Genomic DNA, 22,641 nt, shown 5'->3' with positions numbered 1-22,641 from the left:
TAAAACGGTATCTCCCCGCTCGGAACGCCCGGCCCCAGACGTATCGAAGGTTTCATGTCCTCACTCAGCCTGTTCGCCATTCTGCTGACGCTTTGCACTATCTGCGGCATTCTCAATTACAAGCTGCTGCGGCTGCCCATGACGATCGGTATCCTGCTGATCGCTCTGGTCGGATCGCTTGTGGTGAAAGGGCTCGACCTCGCCCTGCCAAGCGTCGATCTGCACACCTTGCCGATGAACCTTCTGGCCTCGGCAGATCTGCCCGGCAATCTGCTCGACGGGGCGTTGTCGTTTCTGCTTTTTGCCGGTGCGTTGCAGGTCAATACGCGCGAGCTGATGGCGCGAAAATTCTCGGTTCTCTTCCTTGCCATCGTAGGGACCATTCTTGCCGTCTTCCTGCTTGGTGGCGCGATGTACTGGGTGATGGTTGCTGTCGGTCTGCCGATGCCCTTTCTGTGGTGCGTCGTGCTGGGCGCCATTCTCGCGCCAACCGATCCGGTCTCGGTGGTGGGCATGCTGCGCCGCCTCGGCTTGCCGGGGCCCATACAGGCCATTTTCGCTGGGGAAAGCCTGTTCAATGACGGTGTCAGCATCGTCATCTTCGGCCTCGCCATGACGCTTGTAACCGGGGAAGCCCATCACCTGACCCTGTTCGATGCGCTCGAAGCATTCGGTCTCGAGGCCATCGGCGGCAGCGCCCTGGGTTTTGTAGCGGGCATGATCGGGCTTCTCTGCTTCCGTTCCGCACGCGACAGTCATCTTCAGCTTCTGGTCTCACTCAGCCTTGCAGCAGGCACATTCAGCCTGGCCCATGCGCTGGGTATGTCCGGGCCGATCGCTGTCGTGGTAGCGGGACTCTGCCTCGGCAGCGAACGTGCCAAAAGCAGCATGGACGACCACGCCCACGAGGAACTCAACAGCTTCTGGACGCTGGTCGATGAGGTTCTGAATGCGCTGCTTTTCCTGATGATCGGCTTCGAGGTGCTGGCCACCATTCCGGGCATGCATGCTTTGTGGGCCCTGCTTCTGGGAATTCCGCTCTCGATTGCTGCCCGTGCGCTGAGCGTGTTTCTCGCAATCCTGCCGATCCATCTCTATGGTGAGGATCGAGGCCGTATGCTCGCGGTGCTGACCTGGGGCGGGCTGCGCGGCGGCATTTCGCTTTCGCTCGCCCTGACCCTGCCACCGGGACCGATGAAGGATATTCTAGCGCCTATCTGCTACGGGATCGTGGTATTCACCATTCTGGTTCAGGGCCTGACCATGGAGCGCGTGGCGCTGCATTTCTACCCCAAGAGCAAATAGCCTCTACTCTGTCTGTGCCATGGGCAGGTTCGGCACGCCTCGAAATCCGACGCGCGGCACCCAGAGCCGCGCGCCCCGCCACGAGCGATCGGAGACGATCTTGAGGCTGTTACCCTGCACCCGAAGCAGGACAGCGCCGTCGCGCCAGACCGTGAAACGATCAATGAACCCGCCAGCGCGACAGTCTTCAGGCAGGGGAACAGCGCTGACGATAAAGCCCCTCTGCTGACACGCCGCAGCCCGACTTTCTGACGAGGGCAAGGCAAACCACAGTGAAACCGACATGGGGAGCGCCAGGGTACAGCCGCTCGCCACGCAGGCAGGGCTTGCGGAAGACATCATGACAGGCAGAGGCCAGGCGCGTTGCCACGCCTCCAGAATGCGGTTTGCGAGCCCATTATGCGGCCCCGCAACCCAGTAACCGTCTTGCTGAAAAGCGATTACACCCGCATCTGGAGACACCAGTACCAGAGGGCTTTCGCCAAGCACAGGCGACACCACGCCAAGCATCAGAAGGGGCAGAAACCCGAAGCGCGCACGCCCCCGCCAGAGACAGAACCCTGCCAGCCCGGCCATATAGAGCGCCAGACCTTCCCAGCCCATATGCGGGACAGGCACATGGGCCAGCGGGAAAGAGGCCACGCATTCGGCCAGCGACGAGATCAGCCCGATCCCCTGCCCCATGACCCAGAGCGCCAGCCCGGACAGACCGAACGGCATCAGCAGCAAGGAAAGAAGCCCCGCAGGCATGACGCAGAATGCCGCAACCGGCACGGCAACGAGATTGGCCAGAATGAACCAGGGCTGAAAACTGCCAAATCCCGCCATGACCAAAGGCAGCGTCGCCCCCCCGGCCAGCGCACTTGTGAGAGACAGCAAGGCGAGATGATGTCCCAGCCCGTTTTTCTTTCCCTGTTCGGCGCGCCTGACGAAATGCGGACGCAGCGCCTCATAACCGGCGATCAAGGCCATGACGGCCGCAAACGACATCTGAAAAGACAGATCCAGTACCAGCACGGGAGACGCCATGAGCAGCACAAGCGCCACGAGCGCCAGAGACCGCATCGACAGCACACGCCGCCCCGTCAGAAGGGCCAGCGTCGCCAGCCCTGCCATGCCAAGACTGCGCAAGGCCGGGAGATGGAAGCCCGTGAGCGCGACATAGATCAGCCCGGAGGCTAGGGCCATGAGGGCCGCGATCTCACGACAGGGCAGACGCAGACCCAGCCACGGCCAGAGCACCAGCGCCTGTCGCGTCATGAAGAACACCGCTCCCATGACCAGCCCCAGATGCAACCCGGCAACGGCAAGAATATGGGCAAGGCCCGACGCAGCATAAGCGTCACGGGTCTTCTGGCTGATTCCCTCGCCATGACCGGCCAGCAAAGTCGACGCAATGGCGGCGCGCTGACCTGAAAGATGCGTAGCGATAACCGCCGCAATATGTAGACGCCATCGCCCAAGCGCGTGACCCTGCGGGGCCTGCACAATATCAGGCACACCAAGAACGCGCCCTGTTCCGGCCAGACCATCGAACCAGCCCTCCCTTTGGCGATCCCGACCACCGGGAAAATCGGGCCAGTCAGGCGGCCGCAACACAGCGTTCAGCCGCACCACCATGCCCGGTGCGTAATTCTGTTCATCATGGGTAAAGAGCAGCAGATCGCGTCTGAGCGGGGCCATGCCGATATCGACCCCGGTTTCGAAAACGGCCTGACTGAGCCGCAGGCGTTGAACAACATGCCCCTCCTCGCCATGGCTCGAGACATCGGCAATCACGCCGTGCATTGTCACGGCGATCGACGGCAAGGCAGGCATGGGAGGCTGGCGCCAGGCCTGACCACGCGCCGCCAGAAACCCGAGACTGACCATCAGCACGACGAAGCCCATCCCGCGAGCGGTGAGACGCCGCCAGCCGAATATCAGAAGCATCAGCCCCAAAAAGCCGCAGAGGCTCGCCCGACCGTAACCGGGCTCATGGAGGGGAAGAAAATAAAGCAGGCTGCCGATAGCCCAGGCAACGGGAAGCCAGGCAACCAGAGCACGGCCCTGCCCAAGCAGGCAGGATTCCACAAAGGCTGCGAGCCGTGCGGGAATCATGGGGCTTCTCCCCGCCTCCCGTCAGAAGACGTACGCCCTCTGGAGTCCCCCGACCCGGGATCGTCAGGGGGCGGAGGGAACATGATCCTGGTAGCGATCCCAGTGTTTGACCAGCTCCGCTACGACAGGGGCTCCAGCACGCTCGTTATTGTCGAAAGCCATGATCTGGCCCGGGCCCTCATCACCCATGGACTGGGTGAGCGGCACGCCCGGTGACGGCAGGGAGGGATTCGAACCGGAGCGCAGCACCATGATGCGGTCTGGCGCCACATAACCCCATTGGGCCAGAAGGCGCATTTCCTTCTGGTTGGTCTGGCTTTCTTCATTGGTCATGACGAACACGCCCTGATTTTTCGTCCAGAGCTTCACCCAGTCCTGCGCCCATTTATTGCGGGCTTCGCCATGCCAGTAGCGCAGCGCCCCCAATGTCTCACCCATGAGAATCATGGGCGGTTTGCTGGCAGGAGAACCTGCCGGCCACGCCTTGCGCCGCCGGGCGATCTCGGGATCGTCGGCCAGTTTGACGCCCTTGCTCAGATCATAGGCCCAGCGGGCCAGCCCCTGATTGAGCGGATAGGCCTTGGTCAGCTGCGCCACATCGGTTACCGAGCCATAATGATTGGCATCCTTAGGCAGCGTATTGGGGCGCTCTGCCCCGATTGCGTATAGCCCGTAAGGCCAGTCGGCAGGAATCGACCGGTCATCGAGCTCACGCAGGGCATCGCCATCCACCACCCAGCGCGCCCAGGCCACGCTGCCGACAGACGCCACATTAGGATTGACGCCGGAGATACCTGTGAAGATCCAGTAGGTCTTTTTCAGATCGAATGCCGGGTCGAGTGCCAGTGCCATCAGCTCCGATGCCCCGGACCGCAGAACGAGCCCGTAAACTCCCTGCGCATTGCGTCGCAGAATCGGCTCCTTCACGCCACGCACGGCCACGGGTTCGGTCAGATGCTCGCGCTCGACCCAGTCCTGATATTCACCCGGCGCATCGCCCGTATCGGCACCGTTTTCCCACCCTGCGACAATAATCACTCTGGGTGAGACACTCTCCTCAGCCAGAGCAGGCATTACGCCCCCTAGACAGAGCGCAACAGAAGCAAGCAGCATACGGGAAAAAGGTTTTTTCATATCGATATCGTGACATCGAATACTGCGCCATGCAAACCCCGACAGACGGGTTCCCGATGGGCCGGGGCTTTCTGGCAGAACAAGGGGCGGCGCCTCTCAAGCCAGCCGGGCAGAACCTGCGGTCGCCATGGGCCGCTTCCCCCACGAGAGGCACGCGCCTTTCCCCCGTCTCGCAGGTTCCCAAAGAGGCAGGCCGCAGGGCATGAGCGGCTTCTCAACAAAGCGCGCTCCGGTAGTGTGCTGGCCTCAATCATGCTATGCAGCTGCCATGACCGTTCGCACACGCTTTGCCCCCTCTCCCACCGGCTTGCTGCATATCGGCAATGCCCGTGCGGCCCTGTTCAATTTCCTCTTCGCCCGCCACCATGGCGGGCAATTCCTGCTCAGAATCGAGGATACGGATCGCGAGCGCTCCACGCAGCGCGCAGTCGATGTGATCTTCGAAGGTCTGGCCTGGATGGGAATCACGGCGGATGAGGAACCCGTGTTCCAGTCCACGCGGCAGGGGCGCCACACGGAAGTGGCTCAGGAATTGCTGGCAACGGGGCTGGCCTATCGCTGCTATTGCACCGCCGATGAGCTGAAGCAGATGCGCGAAGACGCCATCGCGAATGGCCAGCCGCCCCGCTATAACGGCATGTGGCGCGATCGCGACCCTTCCGAAGCCCCTGAGGGCGCGCCTTTTGCTGTGCGCCTCAAGGCACCACGCGACGGCGAGACCGTCATCAACGATCTGGTTCAGGGCGAGGTCCGCGTGGCCAATGCCGAAATGGACGACCTGATCATCCTGCGCTCGGATGGCACACCGACCTATCTCCATGCCGTGGTCTGCGATGATCATGATATGGCCATCACCCATGTCATTCGCGGTGACGACCATCTGACGAACACCTTCCGTCAGGCAATGATCTATCGTGCCATGGGCTGGGATCTGCCGCATTTCGCCCATCTGCCGCTCATCCATGGCCCTGATGGCGCCAAGCTCTCCAAGCGTCACGGCGCCCAGTCGGTGGTGGAATTCCGCGATGAGGGTTTCCTGCCCGAAGCTCTGTGCAATTACCTGCTGCGTCTGGGCTGGGGTCATGGCGATGCCGAGATCCTGAACCGCGAAGAACAGATCCGCCTGTTCGATCTGGATGGCGTAGGTCGTTCGCCTTCGCGCATGGATTACATCAAGCTGACCCATCTCAATGGCGTCTATATGCGCGAGGCCGATGATGCCCGCCTGACGAATGACGTGATCGAGCGCCTGAAGGAGCGCGAGGATGTCACAGTCGATGACACCCTGCACGCCCGGGTGCTGACGCTGATGCCGGGCCTCAAGGAACGCGCCAAGATGCTGACCGAACTGGCAGACAGCGCAGCGTTTCTGGGGCGCTCCCTGCCCTTCACCTATGACGCCAAGGCACAGAAGCAGCTTTCGGAAGAGGGCAAGGACGTGCTGCGCGGCGTCGCTCAGGCGCTCGCTCTGGTCGAGCCTTTCGAGGCTGCTGCCATCGACGGGGCGCTTCGCGAATTTGCCGAAAACAAGGCCATCAAGCTCGGCCAGGTCGCGCAGCCCCTGCGCGCCGCCATGACCGGCAGCACGGTCTCGCCCGGTATCGACCTGACCCTGCAAGCCCTTGGCCGGGACGAGGTTCTGGCCCGTATAGGAGCCGCGATCGCGCATGGCTGACCCGCTCGCCCGAAAGCACCATCTGCTCGGCCTCGAAGGCATGAGCGCCGAAGAGATCACGCCTTTCCTCGATCTCGCGGCGAATTATGCCCTGCTGAGCCGCTCGCGTACCGCGCCCCGTGATGCGCTGCGCGGCCGCACCGTGATCAACATGTTCTTCGAGGACAGCACCCGCACCCGCACCAGCTTCGAGCTGGCGGGCAAGCGTCTCGGGGCCGATGTCATCAACATGACGGTGGCCACGTCTTCGGTGAACAAGGGCGAAACGCTTCTCGACACGGCCGCCACGCTGAATGCCATGCGCTGCGACCTTTTGGTGGTGCGGCATGCCCAGTCGGGGGCTCCGGCCCTTCTGGCGCAGAAGGTCGAGGCCAGCGTCGTCAATGCCGGTGACGGGATGCATGAACATCCGACACAGGCGCTGCTCGATGCGCTGACCATCAAGCGCCATCTCGGCACGCTGAGCGGCCTCACTGTCGCCATCTGCGGCGATGTCGGCCATAGCCGGGTGGCGCGCTCCAACATCCATCTTCTGACCGCCATGGGCAGCAAGGTGCGTCTCGTCGGGCCGCCAACCCTGGTGCCTGCCGCCATGGCCTCCCTCGGGGCCGTGTCGATCCATCATGATATGGAAAGCGGGCTGCGGGACGCCGATGTGGTGATGACCCTGCGTCTGCAGCGCGAGCGCATGGGCGCCGGTCTGGTGCCGAGCGCGCGCGAGTTCTTCCGCTTCTATGGCGTTGACAGCCGTCGCCTTGCGCTGGCCAAGCCGGGCGCGCTGGTAATGCATCCGGGCCCCATGAATCGTGGCGTAGAGATCGCATCGGACGTGGCCGATTCGGTGCAGAGCGTCATTCAGGAACAGGTAGAGATGGGCGTTGCCGTGCGCATGGCCGTTCTTGACCGACTTTCACGCATGCGGACAGCGTCATGACCGATCTTGTTTTTGAAAATGTTCGTCTGATCGACCCCGAAACCGGCACGGACACCTCCGGCCGCCTTCTGGTCAGAGAGGGCCGCATTGCCGGTCAGGACAAGGCGGGCGCCGAGGGCAAGCCTGAGAACGCCGAGATCATTGACGGCAAGGGCGCCGTTCTTTCTCCGGGCCTCGTCGATATGCGTGTGGCGATCGGTGAGCCGGGCTTCGAATATCGCGAAACCATCGCCTCATGCGCCCGTGCCGCTGTCTCGGGCGGCGTGACCACGCTGGCTGCCCTGCCGAACTCCAAACCGGCCATCGACGAGCCTGCGCTGGTGCGCCTGCTGCGTGGCCGTGGCGAAGAGACGGGTCTGGTCAGCATCCTGCCCTATGGCGCGCTGACCAAGGGCTGCAATGGCGAGGAAATGGCGGAACTCGGCATGCTGCGTGAAGCGGGCGCCGTGGCTTTCACAGATGGCATTCATGCCATTGCCGACACCAAGCGCATGCGCCAGCTTCTGGCCTATGCCAAGGGCATTGATGCCCTTGTGGTGCAGCATCCCGAAGATCCGTCACTCGCCAAGGGGGGCACGGCGACGGCTGGCGCGCTCGCGACACGCATGGGGCTGGCCCAGATTCCGGCAGCGGCCGAGGCCATCCTGATCGCCCGTGATATCCGCCTTGCCGAAATGACCGGCGCCCGTCTGCATTTCGGTCATGTCTCGACGGGTGAGGGTCTGGCCCTGATCCGCCAGGCCAAGGCGCGCGGCCTGTCAATCACCTGCGATACGGCACCCCCCTATTTCGCGCTCAATGAAGACGCGATCGGCGCGTTTCGTACCTATGCCAAGCTCTCGCCGCCCCTGCGTGCGGAAGAAGATCGCCTCGCCGTCTGTGCGGCGCTGGCCGATGGCACGATCGATGCCATCGCGTCGGATCACGCACCATGGGACGCCGATGACAAGCGCCTGCCTTTTGCTCAGGCCAGCGCAGGCGGCACGGGCCTGACCACGCTTCTCGGTGTCGGGCTCTCTCTCGTGCATGAGGGGACACTGACCCTGCCCCAACTGATCACCCTGATGACGCGCAACCCGGCGCAGCTGCTCGGCAGCGATGCCGGCACCCTGCGTGACGGCGCCAGCGCCGATCTGTGCCTGTTCGACCCCGAGGCCGAATGGGTGGTCGAGGCTGGCAACCAGCCGGGCCGCGCCCAGAATACCCCGTTCGACGGACGCAGCCTCAGGGGCCGTGTTCTCGGCACATGGAAAGCCGGACGGCATGTCTATGGCGGGGAGGCAGCATGATCCACACGCTGCTGACGCCGCCTTTTCTGCTCTGCGCCGGGCTGGCCTATCTGATTGGCAGTATCCCGTTCGGCCTGCTGATCAGCCATCTCGGCGGCGCGGGAGACATCCGCAAAATCGGGTCGGGCAATATCGGCGCCACCAACGTTCTGCGTACCGGACGCAAGGGTCTGGCTGCGGCCACGCTGCTGCTCGACGCGCTCAAGGGCGCGCTTGCCGTTCTGATGGTGCGGCTCCTGCTTGATGCCGATCTGCAAACCGGCATGGCGATTGCCGGTGTCAGCGTCGTTATCGGCCACTGCTTTCCGGTCTGGCTGAAGTTTCGTGGCGGCAAGGGTGTCGCGACCGGACTGGGCGTGTTTTTTGCCCTGTGCTGGCCAGTAGGCATTGCCTGCTGCATCGTCTGGCTTGCCGTGGCCAAGCTCTCACGCATCTCTTCTGCCGGGGCGCTCGCAGCGTTTGCGGTGGCGCCTTTTCTGATGCCGCCGCTCAGTGAGCAGCCTCTGCATAGCCCTCTGCCTATTGCTACGCTGATTCTGACGCTCATCATCCTGCTGCGTCATACCAGCAATATACGGCGCCTGATCCTGGGTCGCGAATCGCGGATCAACATCGACCCGCCTCCGCAGAAGAAGCGGGAAATCTGACGGCTAATGGCGCCCTCTCCTTCAGGCAACGAACGCATCGACATGGTGCGTCTCGCACGTACTGACGGGATTGGTCCGGTCAATTTCAGACGCCTTCTGAACGAGCACGGCTCGGCTGACGTTGCCATCGACGCCCTGCCGGAGCGTGCACGCAAGGCGGGGCGACGGGGTGGCGTCAGCATTCCCTCACGCGAATCGGTTCAGGAAGAACAGGTCGCGCTCGAACGGCTCGGCGGTCGGATGATGGTGATCGGCGACGCCGATTATCCCCCCCTGTTGGCACGGATTCCCGATGCCCCGCCCGTGCTGAACATATGGGGCAGGGCCGAGCTTCTTTGCGGACGCACCATAGGGATCGTTGGCGCCCGCAATGCCTCTGCCGGGGGGCTGCGCATTGCCGAAAGTCTGAGCGGCGCGCTTGCGCTTGAGGGCTGTGTCATTGTGTCCGGCCTCGCCCGGGGCATCGATTCCGTGGCGCATAGGGCGGCACTGCATCCCGGCATGACCATCGGGGCCGCCGCAGGGGGCCTCGACTGTTTCTATCCGCCGGAAAACGAAGGTCTCTACCGCGCCGTGGCCGAACGCGGCTGCATCGTGACAGAGGCCCCGCTCGGCACAATTCCCCAGGCCAGTCACTTTCCACGGCGCAACAGGCTGATCGCCGGGCTCTCGCTTGGTGTCATTCTGGTGGAAGCTGCCCTGCGCTCGGGCACATTGATTACCGCACGCCTTGCCCTCGATTATGGCCGCGACGTGTTTGCCGTGCCTGGCTCACCGCTCGACCCGCGCTCTCGCGGTGGCAATGATCTGCTGCGACAAGGCGCGATTCTGACGGAAACGGCGCAGGACGTACTCAGCCAGATCGGTACTGGCAATGAGCCGCTCAAGACTCCTGAATGGACCGGGCTGCCGGGGTTTTCAGAGCCTGACCAGCCTGACTTTGCCCCTGCGCCGACGCCCGAGGAAGTGCGTGAAACGCTGCGCGATCTCCTTTCTCCAACACCAGTGGCAGTTGACGATATCGTGGCGCGCTGCCAGTTCTCGGTATCCATGGTGCTGTCCGCCCTGTCAGAACTCGAACTTGGCGGCATAGCGACCTTCCTTCCCGGGGGTCAGGTTGTGCTGTCAGCCTGATTCGCCGGTTCCGAGCAGGCCGGAGCGGTTCTGGAGTAGAGATGACTGATGTCGTAGTGGTCGAAAGCCCGGCGAAGGCAAAGACCATCAACAAATATCTGGGCGATAACTTTATCGTTCTGGCATCCTTCGGCCATGTCCGCGACCTGCCGCCCAAGGACGGCAGCGTGCGACCTGACGAGAATTTCGCCATGGACTGGCAGACCGATGAGCGCGGCGCCAAGCAGATCGCGACCATCGCCAAGGCCGTCAAGAACGCCGATACGCTCTATCTCGCCACTGACCCGGATCGCGAAGGCGAAGCCATCTCCTGGCATGTCCGTGCGGCGCTCGAAGAGAAGAACCTGCTGCGCGGCAAGAACGTGCAGCGCGTGACTTTCAACGAAATCACCAAATCGGCTGTGCAGACGGCCATGGCGAACCCGCGCGCGCTCGATCAGCCTCTGATCGATGCCTATATGGCCCGACGCGCGCTCGATTATCTGGTCGGGTTCACGCTTTCACCCGTGCTTTGGCGCAAGCTGCCCGGCAGCCGCAGTGCCGGTCGCGTGCAATCTGTAGCACTGCGACTGATCTGCGAGCGTGAAGCCGAGATCGAAGTCTTCAAGAGCCGGGAATACTGGTCGATCACCGGCGCCTTCGCCACGCCACGCAATGCCGCCTTCTCGGCACGATTAACCCATCTCGACGGGCGCAAACTCGACCAGTTCGATCTCGATAACGCAGAAAAAGCCCATGCCGCGCGCGATCTGGTCGCCAGCAGCGCGTTTTCGGTGCGTTCGGTCGAGCGCAAGAAAGCCAAGCGTAACCCGCCAGCGCCGTTCACCACCTCGACGCTTCAGCAGGAAGCCTCGCGCAAGATCGGTATGAGCGCGCAAACCACCATGCGTACCGCTCAGCAGCTTTATGAAGGTGTCGATCTGGGCGGCGAGACGGTCGGTCTCATCACCTATATGCGTACCGATGGTGTCACCATGGCCGCCGAGGCCGTGACCGCCATTCGCGCCATGATCGGCGAGAGCTACGGCGCGCCCTATCTGCCCGAAAAGCCACGCGTCTATTCGAGCAAGGCCAAGAATGCGCAGGAAGCGCATGAGGCAATCCGGCCTACCGATGTGAGCCGCACCCCCGAATCGATGGCGCGCCATCTTTCGGGCGAGCAGATGCGTCTTTACGAACTTGTGTGGAAACGCGCCGTCGCTTCGCAGATGCAATCTGCCGAACTCGACCAGGTCGTGGCCGATCTTACCGATTCGACCGGCAGAACCACGCTGCGCGCCAATGGCTCGATCATCGCTTTTGACGGCTTTCTCAAGCTCTATACCGAAGGGCGGGACGACACCAAGACCGATGATGACGAAGGCCGCGTGCTGCCCGCCATGAGCGAGGGCGAGCGCCTGACGACTCGTGGTGTCGAGGCCGACCAGCATTTCACCCAGCCGCCGCCGCGCTTCTCTGAAGCAAGCCTCGTCAAGCGCATGGAAGAAATCGGTATCGGACGCCCGTCGACCTATGCCTCGATTCTGACCGTGCTGCGCGACCGCAATTATGTGCGACTCGATGCCCGTCGCTTCATCCCCGAAGACCGGGGCCGTCTGGTCACGGCATTCCTGACCTCGTTCTTCGAGCGCTATGTCGACACCGATTTCACGGCAACGCTTGAAGAGCAGCTCGACGATATCTCGGATGGTCGCGCCGACTGGCACGACATCATGGCCGCCTTCTGGCGCGATTTCTCGGCCGCGGTCGCCCAGACCAAGGATCTGAAGATCTCGGATGTCATTGATGCACTCGATGAGGATCTCGGCTCGCATTTCTTCCCGACACGTGAAGACGGAGGCGATCCGCGCCAGTGCACGGCTTGCGGCACCGGGCGTCTGGGGCTGCGTCTGGGCAAGTTCGGCGCCTTTATCGGCTGCTCGAATTATCCGACCTGCCAGTTCACGCGTCGCCTCGTGGCTGAAGATGGCGGCGAGGGCGAAACCCTGAAGGAAGGCATGAAGAGCCTCGGCCAGGACCCGGAAACAGGTGAGGAAGTGACGGTACGTCGCGGCCCCTACGGCCTGTATCTGCAGCGTGGCGAAGCCGATCCGGAAAACAAGAAGATCAAGCCCAAGCGCACAACCATCCCCAAGGGGCTGGAAGGCGACAAGCTGACGCTCGATCAGGCGCTCGGCCTGCTCTCCCTTCCGCGCAAGCTCGGGCCGCATCCTGAGACGGGCGAGATGATTGAAGCAGGGCTGGGTCGCTTTGGACCTTATGTAAAGATGGGGGCTATTTTCGGCACGCTTGACGCCGATGACGACGTGCTGACCGTCGGGCTCAATCGCGCCATCGACTCCCTGGCCAAGAAAATGGCCTCGATCCGTACCCTCGGCGCCCATCCCAAGGATGGCACCGCCGTTCTGGTACGCAAGGGGCGCTTTGGCCCCTATGTCCAGCACGGACAGGTGGTCGCCAATCTGGCCAAGGGCCAGTCGATGGATGAGGTGACCTTTGACGACGCGCTGGCACTTCTGGCCGAAAAGGGCAAACCCCTGAAGGCCAAAGGCAAGGCCACGACGCGCAAAACCACCACAAAGGCTGCGGCAAGCGACAGCACTGAAAAGGCGGCGCCAAAGAAAAAAGCGGCGCCCAAGGCTGCTACCGCCAAGAAACCAGCCGCAAAAAAGACTGCCGCCACGACGAAAAAAACAGCTAAGACAGAAACCGACGCCAAGCCGGCAAGGAAAACGCGCAAGGCCAAAACAACAGATGGTGAAGACGTCGGATAATTTGCGTTTTTGAAGTCACAGACCGTGGCAAAAACGTCGCTCCCCCTGTTAGGCTCCCTTTCGCGCCACTTAGTGGGTCGCTAAAGCGGAACTCGATGGGGGAAGCCATCTTCCTGATGGTCAAGGTCACTGGCTCTGAAACACGTTCCTTTCTTCCTGTCTGGCGGGTTCTCCCGACGATGCCTGGGTGCGGCTGCAGCTGTTTCCCTGTGTCTGTGCCTGGGAACGGCAAAGGCTGAAGATAGCACCGCACTCGACACAGGATTGCTGAGCTCGGTCCTGTCGAGCGCTTTCCGCTTTCTGAGCCCACGTACGCTCGAGGTCCACTCCAGCAAGACCTATAGTCTGTGGGGCCTCGATGGCCTGACAGCCATTGATCCGTCCATCACCATGGTCGAACCGCCCCATGACCCGGCGCAGCCTGCGACATTACGGCTCTCTATCGGTCCGAAGATCATCTCGGAGTTTCGCGAGCCCGGTGAGAACGATACGCTCAACTGGGTCAAACTCATCGTTTCGAGCATGGATGCGGCATGGCATGGATCGACCTCGCTGCGTGCTGCAGGTCGCGACGCCCTGCTTCAGAGCTTCTTCGACGAGCTGTTCAATCATCTCGATCCGTATTCGCGCTATGTCGCCCCCACCCCTGCCGGTAATGACCGGGCGAACCGGACCGGTGATCTGGCAGGGGTCGGTCTCTCGCTCGTGCGCGACGGCTCTTCACTGGTCATAGGCGCCATCAACGCCAATGGCCCCGCCTGGGCCGCTGGTGCCAATATCGGCCAGAAGCTTCTGGCCGTGGACGGTCGCTCGACCCGCAATCAGGACCCTGCAACCGTCGAAACCTGGCTCAATGGCGCAGCGGGCAGCAAGGTGAAGCTGCTTCTGGCCGATCCGGGCCATCACGGCGCGATCATGCGGCTCGACCGTCAGGTGGTGCCACCCCAGACCGTTTTTGCCAGCATGCATGATCATATCGTGGTGCTGCGTATCACCTCGTTTTCTTCCGACACGGCTGAGGAGCTCAGCCAGAACATTGATCAGGCTTTGGAAGACAAGAAACTGGTCGGTCTGATTTTCGATCTGCGGGGCGATCGCGGCGGCGTGTTGCAACAGGCCGTGACGGCAACGGCCCTTGTGCTGGATCAGGGCATTGCCGTCGTGACAAAGGGCCGCGATCCGAAATCGAACCATATCTGGGCGGTTCAGGGCGGCGACATGACCCATGGCCTGCCCATCGCCGCACTGGTCGATGGCCGGACGGCGAGTGCTGCCGAAATCATGGCGGCTGCGCTGTCGGATCATCGTCGTGCCGTGGTGATCGGCAGCGCGACACTCGGCAAGGGACTGGTGCAGGCTGTCGGGCAGATGCCCGATGGCGGCGAATTATTCGTCACCTGGAGCCGGGTCTTGGCTCCCCTCGGCTGGCCGTTGCAGGGGCTGGGCGTGACACCCCAGATCTGCACCTCGCGCGGCGCGCAGGCGCTCGATCAGCAACTTAGTTCTCTCTCCCGTGGCAAGCTGCTCGATGCCGATAATGTTGTCGCCAGCCGCGCGCTGCGCTTCCCTGTCTCTGTGTCGCGCATTCTCGATATCAGACGTCACTGCCCGGCCGCACTGGGCACGGATGCCGATCTCGATACGGCAGCCCTGCTTTTGCATCGGCCCGATAGTTATCATGCGGCTATTGCCGCCATGCCCGATGATATGGACGATTCCACACCATGACCGAGGCCCGTCTCAAATCCGGCCTATGGGCGCGCGGTCTCATGCGACTGATCGAGACACAGGGTGGCTCGGCCATGATGCTCAAGCGCGGCGATGACGATGCCGGAGCAGTCCTGATCGTTCTGACCGATCGAACCGGCAGCAGCGCCGTGTTGCGTGATTCCGCCCTGGGGGCAGGCTGGGAACGCATCCCCATGGAGACGCCAGAAGCCCTCGACACCTATCTGGAGCGGCAGAAACGCTACGATCCCGATTTATGGCTGCTGGAATTCACCCTCGACGATATCGCCACGCCAGTTGAGACTTTTCTGCCCGGCCGCAGTGAATAAGGCTCTGTCATTCCGGCCTGGATACCCCTTTCCCGGGTTTTGCGAGTGTTGCAACCATCCCACACTCGGAGCAGGAAGAAAGAATAGCGCAACAAGGCGATTGCACCCTGACGGGAAACAGGCGTTGCACGGGGATGACAGTTCAGCGAAAAGACGGCATTCAGATCGCTGCGGACGGCTGCTCAGATGGCCTCCTCTCAGTCTGCCGCGTGAAAAGAATGGAGAAGACGATATGATGCTGGAACACCGAACGCGCGGTGAAACCGTTTGCCGCCCGTTTTCTGATGTCCGGCAGGCAGTCGGTTCGCTCTCCCGGCTTTTCCGCAAGAGCATTCCGGGCCTTACTGCGCTGAGCACTCTGTGTCTTGTGGCGGCACCCGCTCAGGCACAGGTCATCAAGGGGCTTTATGCAGCCGGATCTGGTGGCGCGAGCTTCAATCAGGACCAGACCGTGCGTCTGTCGCCGGTGCTGCCGAGTGGCCGCGACCATTATGATGCCGGTGTGACAGGTCTTGGCTCTGTCGGCTGGGGTCTGGGCAACGGCTTTCGTGTTGAAGTGGAAGGCAACTACCGCAACAACCGTCTGCAGCAGTTCAAATCAAGCTATTTCCCTTCCGCAGCCGGTGGGCGTCAGCAGCAATACGGCGTGATGGTCAATGCGCTGTTCGACATGGATGTCGGCGCAAACTGGGTCTATCCGTATTTCGGTGCCGGTGTCGGCTATGGCTGGCAGGCCATGAATGCCTCGGTGCGTGCGCCGGGCAACTACCTGAACCAGAAGATCGGCGGTACGGCCAGCAACTTTGCCTATCAGGGCATTTTCGGTCTGTCCTTCCCCGTACCCTTTGCTGTCGGCCTGTCGTTTACGACCGAATATCGTTTCTACACGATGCTTGGGCCGAACGGTCACTATGCAACCGGCTATGGCAGCATCGGTGGCTATGATCAGCCGCGTCCTGCCGGTGCCATGGAAGGCAATCGCGTCACACGGACCGATTTCAACCATTCGCTGCTGCTCGGCCTGCGCTACGAGTTCAACCCTGCCCCACCGCCGCCGCGCAGCGTTCCGGTCATGACGGCTCCGGCTCCGGCTCCGGCTCGCAGCTATCTGGTGTTCTTCGACTGGGACCGTGCCGATCTGACCGATCGCGCCCGCGCCATCGTCGGCACAGCGGCCCAGAACTCGACCCACACGCAGCTCACGCGTATCGAGGTCAATGGCTATACCGATAACAGTGCCGCCCATTCCGGCACACGCGGTGCAGACTACAATCTGAAGCTGTCGACACGCCGCGCCGATGCAGTGCGCGCCGAGCTGATCCGCGATGGTGTGCCGGGCGGACTGATCGTGACCAAGGGCTACGGCGAAAGCAACCCGCTGGTTCAGACGGGGCCCAACACGCGCGAACCGCAGAACCGTCGCGTCGAAATCATCCTGCACTGACATGATTACGGGGAGGGCAACGCCCTCCCCGCCTGAACAGGGTTTATCTGCCCTGTCGGGCGGTCACAGAGACCGCCCCTTGCCTGCCAGAAGGCAAAAACGCTCTCAGACAAGTCCGTTGAAAAGCGACGTCGAAAGATAGCGCTCGGCAAATGACGGTACGATAGAGACGATGGTCTTGCCTGCATTCTCGTCGCGCTGCGCAAGCGCGAGGGCTGCATGGAGCGACGCACCAGACGAAATCCCGATAGGAATCCCCTCAATACGCGCGCAGCGACGCGAAGCCGCCATGGCATCACGTTCTGACACGGCCAGAACGCCATCAAGCAGGGACGAGTCGAGGGTATTGGGGCAGAAGCCCGGCCCGATACCCTGAATGCCATGCGGCCCCGGGTCGTCGCCGTTCAGCACAGCACTTTCCGCAGGCTCGACGCCCCAGAACTGCATCGACGGCTTGCGTGGCTTGAGCGTACGCGCGATTCCGGTGAGCGTCCCCCCTGTCCCGACACCAGCCACAACCAGATCGACCGCGCCATCAGTATCCACCCATAATTCTTCTGCGGTTGTCAGGGCGTGGATCTCGGGATTGGCAGGGTTGTCGAACTGGCTGGGCATCCAGGCATCGGGAAGCGAGGCGACGAGTTCTTCCGCCCGCATGATTGCGCCGGCCATACCACGCGCTGCTGGCGTGAGTTCAAGCTGGGCATCCATCAGGCGCAGCATCTTGCGGCGCTCGATCGAGGCGCTTTCGGGCATGGTCACGATCAGACGATAGCCAAGCGCCGCTGAGGCGAAGGCCAAAGAGATACCTGTATTTCCCGAAGTGGGCTCGACCAGCACGGTACGCCCCGGGGCAATTTCCCCACGATCCTCGGCCTGCTGAATGAGCGCAAGGCCGATGCGGTCCTTGACCGAGCCGAGCGGATTGAAGAATTCGAGCTTGAGCAGCAGACGCGCCTTGAGCTTGTCAGCCTCGGCCAGCCGCGGCACCGCGACGAGAGGCGTCCCTCCGATGGTTTCGAGAATCGAATCGAAAACCCGCCCGCGTGGGGCCGCATATCGCGTTGCCAGCCCACTCTTCGCCAGCTTCTCCTGTCGGGTGGTCATGGCTTTCTCCTTCGTGCAATGAGCAACGCGGCAAGTCCCGCGATGCCGGTCTGTGATTTGTCAGCAATAACTGCTATATTGCGCATAATTTGTCATTGAGGAAAAATCTGCATGTATCTCCGCAGGGACAGGGCGATGATCGCCGTGATCATCATGGTCGATGTAGCCTTTCATGCCGGGCGCTCGAGCCTTGTCAGCGGGGGCGATATCGCCGAGCGTGCGGGACTGGCCCGTCGCGGTATCGAGCCCCTGCTCCAGGCGCTGTCGCGCTCGGGATTGCTGGAAAGCGTGCGCGGTCCTCGGGGCGGCTACCGTTTGGGGCGCCCGCAGCGCGATATCGGGCTCGATGAGATCGTGCGCGTTGTCGTGTCTGAGGATGCAGGGGCGGAAGAAGCGGCGCAGGGCACGCTTTATCGCAATGTGATCGAGCCCTGCTGGCAGGTGCTGGATGAGACGGTGCGCAGTGAGATGGCGGCACTGACACTCGAGGAAATGGTACGCCGCGCCGAGGCAGCCGGGCTGCGTCGCCCTGTGCACGAACCGATCTCGTTTTCGATCTGACGGAACGATCTCAAAGAAACACCCCTGCCCCCTGAGGGGCAGAGACGTATTCTGCTGCTTACTTCTTGGTGGTCTTGCGACGGGTCGCCGTGTGCTTGACGACAGGCTTCTTGGCGGCAGGCGCCACGATTGCCGGAGGCGGAGCCGCGATCGTCACGCCCGTTGCATCGACAACGGCATTGACGGTCAGCTTGTTGCGGGCCTCGGTGCCGCCGGGGATCAGGATGGCCGTGAAGCTGTCCTTGCCGGAATAGGCCGTGCTGGGCGTGTAGGTGATGTAGGTGTGGTCATCAAAATTATACATGAACGCCTTGCCGTGCTCGGGAGCAGGCGAGACACCGAATGAGCGATAATTGGTGTTGCCCGGCTTCTGCACCGACAGGGCACAGAGCCCGTCATCGCTGCGCACGGTCATTTCCACACTCATGCTGCCATCGGCGGCGGTCTTGACCGGCGTCGTCTTGCAGACGGCAGAGACCTTTTGATAGCCAAAAGGATTGGGGGGCACGACGCGCTGCACGACAGGCGTCTGCGCACAGGCCGCCAGAGTCAGGGCCGAAACGAGAGTAATTGCTGAACCACGCAGTCGCACCATCAACTCCACCTGTCACTTGTCATCGCCAGTCGATACCGCCTTTTTCTCTGCAGCAGGCACGACGCCGGATGTCTCCGGGCATGATCAACGCCTGTGGAGACAATTTCGTCAATGGCCCTAGCGCAAGCCGCGCCCCGCCGAAAGGGGGGAGCAGCGGCTGAAACAAAAGAAAAGAACAGTCAGGTTTTTTTTTCAGAAATTGGCGTTCTTCCTTGCCTCGGGGCATTTTCTCGCCGCAATTGCTGCGACATAATCAAGGCGTAATCCCCAGTCCTGCCTGCGCCTCGCCGGCGCGACGCCCGAAATATCCCGTTCCCTGCCCTTGTGGAGTTCCTTGATGTCGCTTTCAGCCCGGCAACGCCTCCTGCGCCCCTTCGCGCGCCTGACCGCGTGCACGCTGCTCGCCAGCACCTTTTTCGTTTCCGGCGTTGCTCATGCAGCCGGGTGCAGCGAGTCTCCGGCGCATGAAGCCTTCAATGTGCAGGGGCTCAAGAGCGAACTGATGGTGACGGCGCTCTCCTGCAGCGCCCAGGACCGCTACAACTCGTTCGTTGCCAAATTCCGCCCGAAGCTGGCTGCTGAAGAAGAGCGTCTGAACACCTATTTCAAGTCTGCCTATGGACGTAACGCCATGAAGGCTCATGACGATTACATCACCCAGCTGGCCAATGTTCAGTCAGAAGGCGGCCTGAAGGCCGGCACGATCTTCTGCCAGCAGCGCGTTGCGATGTTCGACGAGGTCGATGCCCTCGATGATGGCGCCGATCTGGCCCATTATGCCGATGCCAAGGACGTGGTTCAGCCCGCCTCTTTCGAGACCTGCTCGGCCCCCGAAGCCGTGACGCACAGCCGCACGACGAGCAAGAGCCGGACCCATCGCAAGACACGCGCCTAAAAACTGACCCTTACCCTGCACGGGGCGCTTGACGGCGCCCCGGCGAGGCCGTCAAGAACGCAATATGAACGACGACCTCTTCCAGAGTGATGAAAAGCCCGCGCGTCGCCCCCGCAAGTCGACGCAGGCTCCTGTGCCGGAAAATTACGGCGCCGATCAGATCGAAGTCCTTGAAGGACTCGAACCGGTCAGACGCCGCCCGGGCATGTATATCGGCGGCACCGATGATACCGCCTATCACCACCTGGCTTCCGAAATTCTCGACAACGCCATGGATGAGGCTGTCGCAGGTCATGCGAGCGTCATCGATCTGGCGCTCGAGGGGCCCCGTCTGCTGATGGTGCGGGATAACGGGCGCGGTATTCCCGTTGATGCCCATCCCAAATTCAAGGACCGCTCGGCGCTTGAGGTGATCTTCACCACACTGCATGCAGGCGGCAAGTTTTCGGGCAAGGCCTATGACACGTCGGGCGGATTGCACGGCGTAGGCTCGTCAGTGGTCAATGCATTGTCGGACAGGCTGGAAGTCGAGGTTGCACGCGAAAAGCTGCTCTGGCGTCAGGACTATGCCCGCGGCAAGCCCCTGACCCCACTCCAACAGATCGGCAACGCCCCCAACCGTCGTGGCACGACCATCCGCTTTTCGCCGGACCCGGAAATTTTCGGAACGCTGAGCTTCTCACCCCAGCGCCTCTATCGCCTGTGCTGCTCGAAAGCTGCGCTGTTTCGAGGCGTCACTATCCGCTGGAGCGTCGACCCGTCTCTGATCAGGAGTGGAGACGAGATCCCGACCGAAGCAACGATCCATTTCCCCAATGGTCTCGCTGACAGTCTGAATGCCGAACTCGGTGCCGCGCCCGCCCTGCTGGCCCCGATCTGGGCGGGCGAGGCCGAGCTGCCTCAGGCTGCCGACGGTCGCACGGGCGGCAAGCTCGAATGGGCTGTGGCTTTTCTGGAGCAGGGCACGTCAAGCATGACGTCGTACTGCAATACGATTCCAACGCCCCAGGGCGGCACGCATGAAGCCGGGTTCCGCACAGCTCTGGTCAAGGGCTTCCGTGCCTGGGGGGAAAGCCGCAACACCAAGCGTGCGGCGGCGGTCACGGCGGATGATATTCTTGGCGCGCTCTCAGCCAAGCTCTCGGTCTTTATCCGCGACCCGCATTTTCAGGGCCAGACCAAGGAAAAACTCACCACGCAGGAAGCCAGCCGCCTTGTCGAGGGCGCCCTGCGTGACCGGCTGGACCACTGGCTGGGCGGCAATCCGGCGCAGGCCGATAATCTTCTGGCTTTCATCATCGAGCGTGCCGAAGAACGTTTGCGCCGCAAGGAAAGCAAGGACACGCCGCGCAAGAGCGCCACGCGCCGCCTGCGCCTGCCGGGTAAACTGACTGACTGCACGCGGGAAAATGCGGCCGATACCGAGCTTTTCCTGGTCGAAGGCGATTCGGCAGGTGGCTCTGCGCGTCAGGCGCGCGATCGTGAAACCCAGGCCGTTCTTCCCCTGCGCGGCAAGATTCTCAACGTGGCGTCGGCAACGGCAGACAAGCTCAAGGCCAATCAGGAACTACGCGATCTCGTCGAGGCTCTGGGCTGCGGCTCGGGGTCGAGCTTCGATCTGACGCGTCTGCGTTATGGGCGCGTCATCATCATGACCGATGCTGACGTGGATGGCGCGCATATCGCCTCCCTGCTGATGACCTTCTTCTATCGCGAAATGCCCGAACTGGTGCGCAAGGGGCATCTCTATCTGGCACAGCCGCCGCTCTACCGCCTGACCCATGGGGCAAAGACGGTTTACGCCATGGATGACGACGACCGCGTGCGTCGCCTCAAGCGTGACTTCAAGCAGGGCGCAAAGGTCGAGATTTCACGATTCAAGGGCCTTGGAGAAATGCCGGTCAAGGATCTGAAACAGACAACCATGGACCCCGCCAAACGCACGCTGCTGCGTGTCGTCACCCCCCCGGAAGACCGTGCGCTCACCAGCGATCGCGTCGAAAGCCTGATGGGGCGCAAGCCTGAGCTGCGCTTTCGCTTCATTCAGGATCATGCCCGCTCGGCCGAGCTTCTCGACGTCTGATGGCTGCTCTCGACCATCCGACTTCGACACGACTCGACAAACTTGGCGGTCTGGCTCTTCTGATCGGGGGAATTTCCTCCTTTCAGGTTGGCGCTGCGCTGGCCAAGAGCCTCTTTCCGCTCTTCGGTGCGGAGGGGATGGTCGGACTGCGTGTCTGCCTCGCCGCCGTCATTCTTCTGACCGTCATCCGGCCCGGCCCCTCGGTGCTGAGACCCGGCATCTGGCGCCTGCTGTTGCCCTACGGGGCCTCGATGGCGGTCATGAATTTCGCCTTCTATATCGCGCTGGTTCGCCTGCCACTGGGGCTGGTGGTCGCGTTCGAGTTTATGGGACCGCTGTCTCTGGCGCTCATAGGCTCGCGCCGTCTCCTCGATCTGGTCTGGGCCGGTATGGTGCTTTCAGGGCTGTATCTTCTGCTCCGTCCCGATCACATCTCGGGCCATCTCGACCCTATCGGGGTCATCGCCGCCCTGATCAGCGCTGTCGGCTGGGTAATCTATATTCTGACCGGCACACGTATCGGCCGTATCATGCCCGCTGCACAGGCAACCACACTGGGCATGACAACAGCAGGTATACTGCTGCTGCCCTGGCTGATTCCGACACTGATGCCAGCTGTGACCCATCCCCATCAGGGTTTTCAGGCCGTCGGTGTGGCCATTCTTTCTTCAGCCGTCCCGTATATTCTGGACATGATGGCCATGCGCAAGCTTGGCCCGCGTGATCTGGGCATTCTGCTCAGTATGGAACCGGTTCTCGGTTCGATTTCGGGGCTGTTTCTGCTGGGCGAGTCACTTTCGGTGGCACGCTGGCTGGGTGTGCTCTGCATTGCAGGGGCCTCGGCGGGCAACGTGCTGACCAGCCGCAAGCCGCCGCCGGATGGCGAGACCGTTCCCCCCACCTGATC

The 22,641-nt window shown here is 62.2% G+C and carries 18 protein-coding genes; 14 read left to right on the top strand and 4 right to left on the bottom strand.

The features are described 5' to 3' along the window. The first annotated feature begins 54 nt into the window (after positions 1–54). Complete coding sequence (locus AAID99_RS13580; RefSeq protein ID WP_498494135.1) at positions 55–1,305, top strand: cation:proton antiporter; 1,251 nt, start codon at positions 55–57, stop codon at positions 1,303–1,305. Positions 1,306–1,308: 3 nt separating this feature from the next. Here the strand turns inward: AAID99_RS13580 and AAID99_RS13575 are convergent, their stop codons facing one another. Together AAID99_RS13575 and AAID99_RS13570 are read right to left on the bottom strand one after the other, a co-directional pair. Continuing rightward, the gene (locus AAID99_RS13575) at positions 1,309–3,405 is read right to left on the bottom strand and encodes a ComEC/Rec2 family competence protein (protein ID WP_498494134.1); all 2,097 of its coding nucleotides are present in this window, start codon (positions 3,403–3,405) and stop codon (positions 1,309–1,311) included. A gap of 63 nt (positions 3,406–3,468) precedes the next feature. Continuing rightward, entirely contained in the window at positions 3,469–4,539 is a 1,071-nt protein-coding gene (locus tag AAID99_RS13570; RefSeq protein ID WP_371869857.1) for a purine nucleoside permease, read from the bottom strand. Between the two features lie 268 nt (positions 4,540–4,807). Between AAID99_RS13570 and gltX the strand changes: the two genes are divergently transcribed. From gltX to AAID99_RS13525, 9 genes are all read left to right on the top strand, one after another. Further along, positions 4,808–6,214, top strand: a complete 1,407-nt coding sequence (gene gltX / locus AAID99_RS13565; protein ID WP_498494132.1) for a glutamate--tRNA ligase — start codon at positions 4,808–4,810, stop codon at positions 6,212–6,214. Then, the gene (locus AAID99_RS13560) at positions 6,207–7,148 is read left to right on the top strand and encodes an aspartate carbamoyltransferase catalytic subunit (protein ID WP_188426708.1); all 942 of its coding nucleotides are present in this window, start codon (positions 6,207–6,209) and stop codon (positions 7,146–7,148) included. The genes gltX and AAID99_RS13560 overlap by 8 nt, the downstream gene beginning before the upstream one ends. After that, a complete protein-coding gene (locus AAID99_RS13555; protein WP_188426707.1) occupies positions 7,145–8,437 on the top strand; it encodes a dihydroorotase in 1,293 nt (430 codons plus the stop codon). The genes AAID99_RS13560 and AAID99_RS13555 overlap by 4 nt, the downstream gene beginning before the upstream one ends. Further along, positions 8,434–9,084, top strand: coding sequence for a glycerol-3-phosphate 1-O-acyltransferase PlsY (gene plsY / locus AAID99_RS13550; RefSeq protein WP_188426706.1), 651 nt, complete (start codon positions 8,434–8,436; stop codon positions 9,082–9,084). The genes AAID99_RS13555 and plsY overlap by 4 nt, the downstream gene beginning before the upstream one ends. Before the next feature lie 6 nt (positions 9,085–9,090). Continuing rightward, on the top strand, positions 9,091–10,218 hold the full coding sequence (gene dprA, locus AAID99_RS13545) for a DNA-processing protein DprA (RefSeq protein WP_498494131.1): 1,128 nt from the start codon (positions 9,091–9,093) through the stop codon (positions 10,216–10,218). Between the two features lie 41 nt (positions 10,219–10,259). After that, the gene (topA, locus tag AAID99_RS13540; protein ID WP_188426704.1) at positions 10,260–12,992 is read left to right on the top strand and encodes a type I DNA topoisomerase; all 2,733 of its coding nucleotides are present in this window, start codon (positions 10,260–10,262) and stop codon (positions 12,990–12,992) included. 264 nt (positions 12,993–13,256) lie between these two features. After that, positions 13,257–14,720 (top strand): S41 family peptidase, encoded by a 1,464-nt coding sequence (locus AAID99_RS13535; RefSeq protein ID WP_229719822.1) that lies wholly within the window; start codon positions 13,257–13,259, stop codon positions 14,718–14,720. Beyond that, complete coding sequence (locus AAID99_RS13530; RefSeq protein ID WP_188426703.1) at positions 14,717–15,049, top strand: DUF1491 family protein; 333 nt, start codon at positions 14,717–14,719, stop codon at positions 15,047–15,049. Before AAID99_RS13535 ends, AAID99_RS13530 begins: the two co-directional genes overlap by 4 nt. Positions 15,050–15,281: 232 nt before the next feature. After that, the gene (locus AAID99_RS13525) at positions 15,282–16,493 is read left to right on the top strand and encodes an OmpA family protein (protein WP_498494129.1); all 1,212 of its coding nucleotides are present in this window, start codon (positions 15,282–15,284) and stop codon (positions 16,491–16,493) included. 105 nt (positions 16,494–16,598) lie between these two features. Here AAID99_RS13525 and cysK read toward each other — a convergent pair whose 3' ends face one another. Further along, positions 16,599–17,600, bottom strand: a complete 1,002-nt coding sequence (cysK, locus tag AAID99_RS13520; RefSeq protein WP_188426702.1) for a cysteine synthase A — start codon at positions 17,598–17,600, stop codon at positions 16,599–16,601. A 111-nt stretch (positions 17,601–17,711) separates the two neighbouring features. On the opposite strand from cysK, the gene AAID99_RS13515 reads away from it, so the two are divergent. Next, positions 17,712–18,161, top strand: coding sequence for an RrF2 family transcriptional regulator (locus AAID99_RS13515; RefSeq protein WP_188426701.1), 450 nt, complete (start codon positions 17,712–17,714; stop codon positions 18,159–18,161). Positions 18,162–18,219: 58 nt separating this feature from the next. On the opposite strand, the gene AAID99_RS13510 is transcribed toward AAID99_RS13515, so the two are convergent. After that, positions 18,220–18,753, bottom strand: a complete 534-nt coding sequence (locus AAID99_RS13510) for a hypothetical protein (RefSeq protein WP_373316707.1) — start codon at positions 18,751–18,753, stop codon at positions 18,220–18,222. Positions 18,754–19,093: 340 nt separating this feature from the next. On the opposite strand from AAID99_RS13510, the gene AAID99_RS13505 reads away from it, so the two are divergent. From AAID99_RS13505 to AAID99_RS13495, 3 genes are all read left to right on the top strand, one after another. Beyond that, positions 19,094–19,651, top strand: coding sequence for a hypothetical protein (locus AAID99_RS13505; protein ID WP_229719819.1), 558 nt, complete (start codon positions 19,094–19,096; stop codon positions 19,649–19,651). 64 nt (positions 19,652–19,715) lie between these two features. Continuing rightward, the gene (gene parE, locus AAID99_RS13500; protein WP_498494126.1) at positions 19,716–21,734 is read left to right on the top strand and encodes a DNA topoisomerase IV subunit B; all 2,019 of its coding nucleotides are present in this window, start codon (positions 19,716–19,718) and stop codon (positions 21,732–21,734) included. Continuing rightward, complete coding sequence (locus tag AAID99_RS13495) at positions 21,734–22,639, top strand: EamA family transporter (RefSeq protein WP_498494125.1); 906 nt, start codon at positions 21,734–21,736, stop codon at positions 22,637–22,639. Before parE ends, AAID99_RS13495 begins: the two co-directional genes overlap by 1 nt. The last annotated feature ends 2 nt before the right edge of the window (positions 22,640–22,641 follow it).

The organism is Asaia sp. Ae19-3, assembly GCF_059801175.1.
This window is presented reverse-complemented; position numbering and strand designations above follow the sequence as displayed.

What these genes read in the sequence shown, in the direction of transcription:
- cysK (WP_188426702.1), bottom strand. Translation starts at nt 17,600, where the DNA reads ATGACCACCCGACAGGAGAAGCTGGCGAAGAGTGGGCTGGCAACGCGA.
- AAID99_RS13525 (WP_498494129.1), top strand. Translation starts at nt 15,282, where the DNA reads ATGATGCTGGAACACCGAACGCGCGGTGAAACCGTTTGCCGCCCGTTT.
- AAID99_RS13575 (WP_498494134.1), bottom strand. Translation starts at nt 3,405, where the DNA reads ATGATTCCCGCACGGCTCGCAGCCTTTGTGGAATCCTGCCTGCTTGGG.
- gltX (WP_498494132.1), top strand. Translation starts at nt 4,808, where the DNA reads ATGACCGTTCGCACACGCTTTGCCCCCTCTCCCACCGGCTTGCTGCAT.
- AAID99_RS13495 (WP_498494125.1), top strand. Translation starts at nt 21,734, where the DNA reads ATGGCTGCTCTCGACCATCCGACTTCGACACGACTCGACAAACTTGGC.
- AAID99_RS13560 (WP_188426708.1), top strand. Translation starts at nt 6,207, where the DNA reads ATGGCTGACCCGCTCGCCCGAAAGCACCATCTGCTCGGCCTCGAAGGC.
- parE (WP_498494126.1), top strand. Translation starts at nt 19,716, where the DNA reads ATGAACGACGACCTCTTCCAGAGTGATGAAAAGCCCGCGCGTCGCCCC.
- plsY (WP_188426706.1), top strand. Translation starts at nt 8,434, where the DNA reads ATGATCCACACGCTGCTGACGCCGCCTTTTCTGCTCTGCGCCGGGCTG.
- AAID99_RS13580 (WP_498494135.1), top strand. Translation starts at nt 55, where the DNA reads ATGTCCTCACTCAGCCTGTTCGCCATTCTGCTGACGCTTTGCACTATC.
- topA (WP_188426704.1), top strand. Translation starts at nt 10,260, where the DNA reads ATGACTGATGTCGTAGTGGTCGAAAGCCCGGCGAAGGCAAAGACCATC.
- AAID99_RS13515 (WP_188426701.1), top strand. Translation starts at nt 17,712, where the DNA reads ATGTATCTCCGCAGGGACAGGGCGATGATCGCCGTGATCATCATGGTC.
- dprA (WP_498494131.1), top strand. Translation starts at nt 9,091, where the DNA reads ATGGCGCCCTCTCCTTCAGGCAACGAACGCATCGACATGGTGCGTCTC.
- AAID99_RS13530 (WP_188426703.1), top strand. Translation starts at nt 14,717, where the DNA reads ATGACCGAGGCCCGTCTCAAATCCGGCCTATGGGCGCGCGGTCTCATG.
- AAID99_RS13570 (WP_371869857.1), bottom strand. Translation starts at nt 4,539, where the DNA reads ATGAAAAAACCTTTTTCCCGTATGCTGCTTGCTTCTGTTGCGCTCTGT.
- AAID99_RS13505 (WP_229719819.1), top strand. Translation starts at nt 19,094, where the DNA reads ATGTCGCTTTCAGCCCGGCAACGCCTCCTGCGCCCCTTCGCGCGCCTG.
- AAID99_RS13555 (WP_188426707.1), top strand. Translation starts at nt 7,145, where the DNA reads ATGACCGATCTTGTTTTTGAAAATGTTCGTCTGATCGACCCCGAAACC.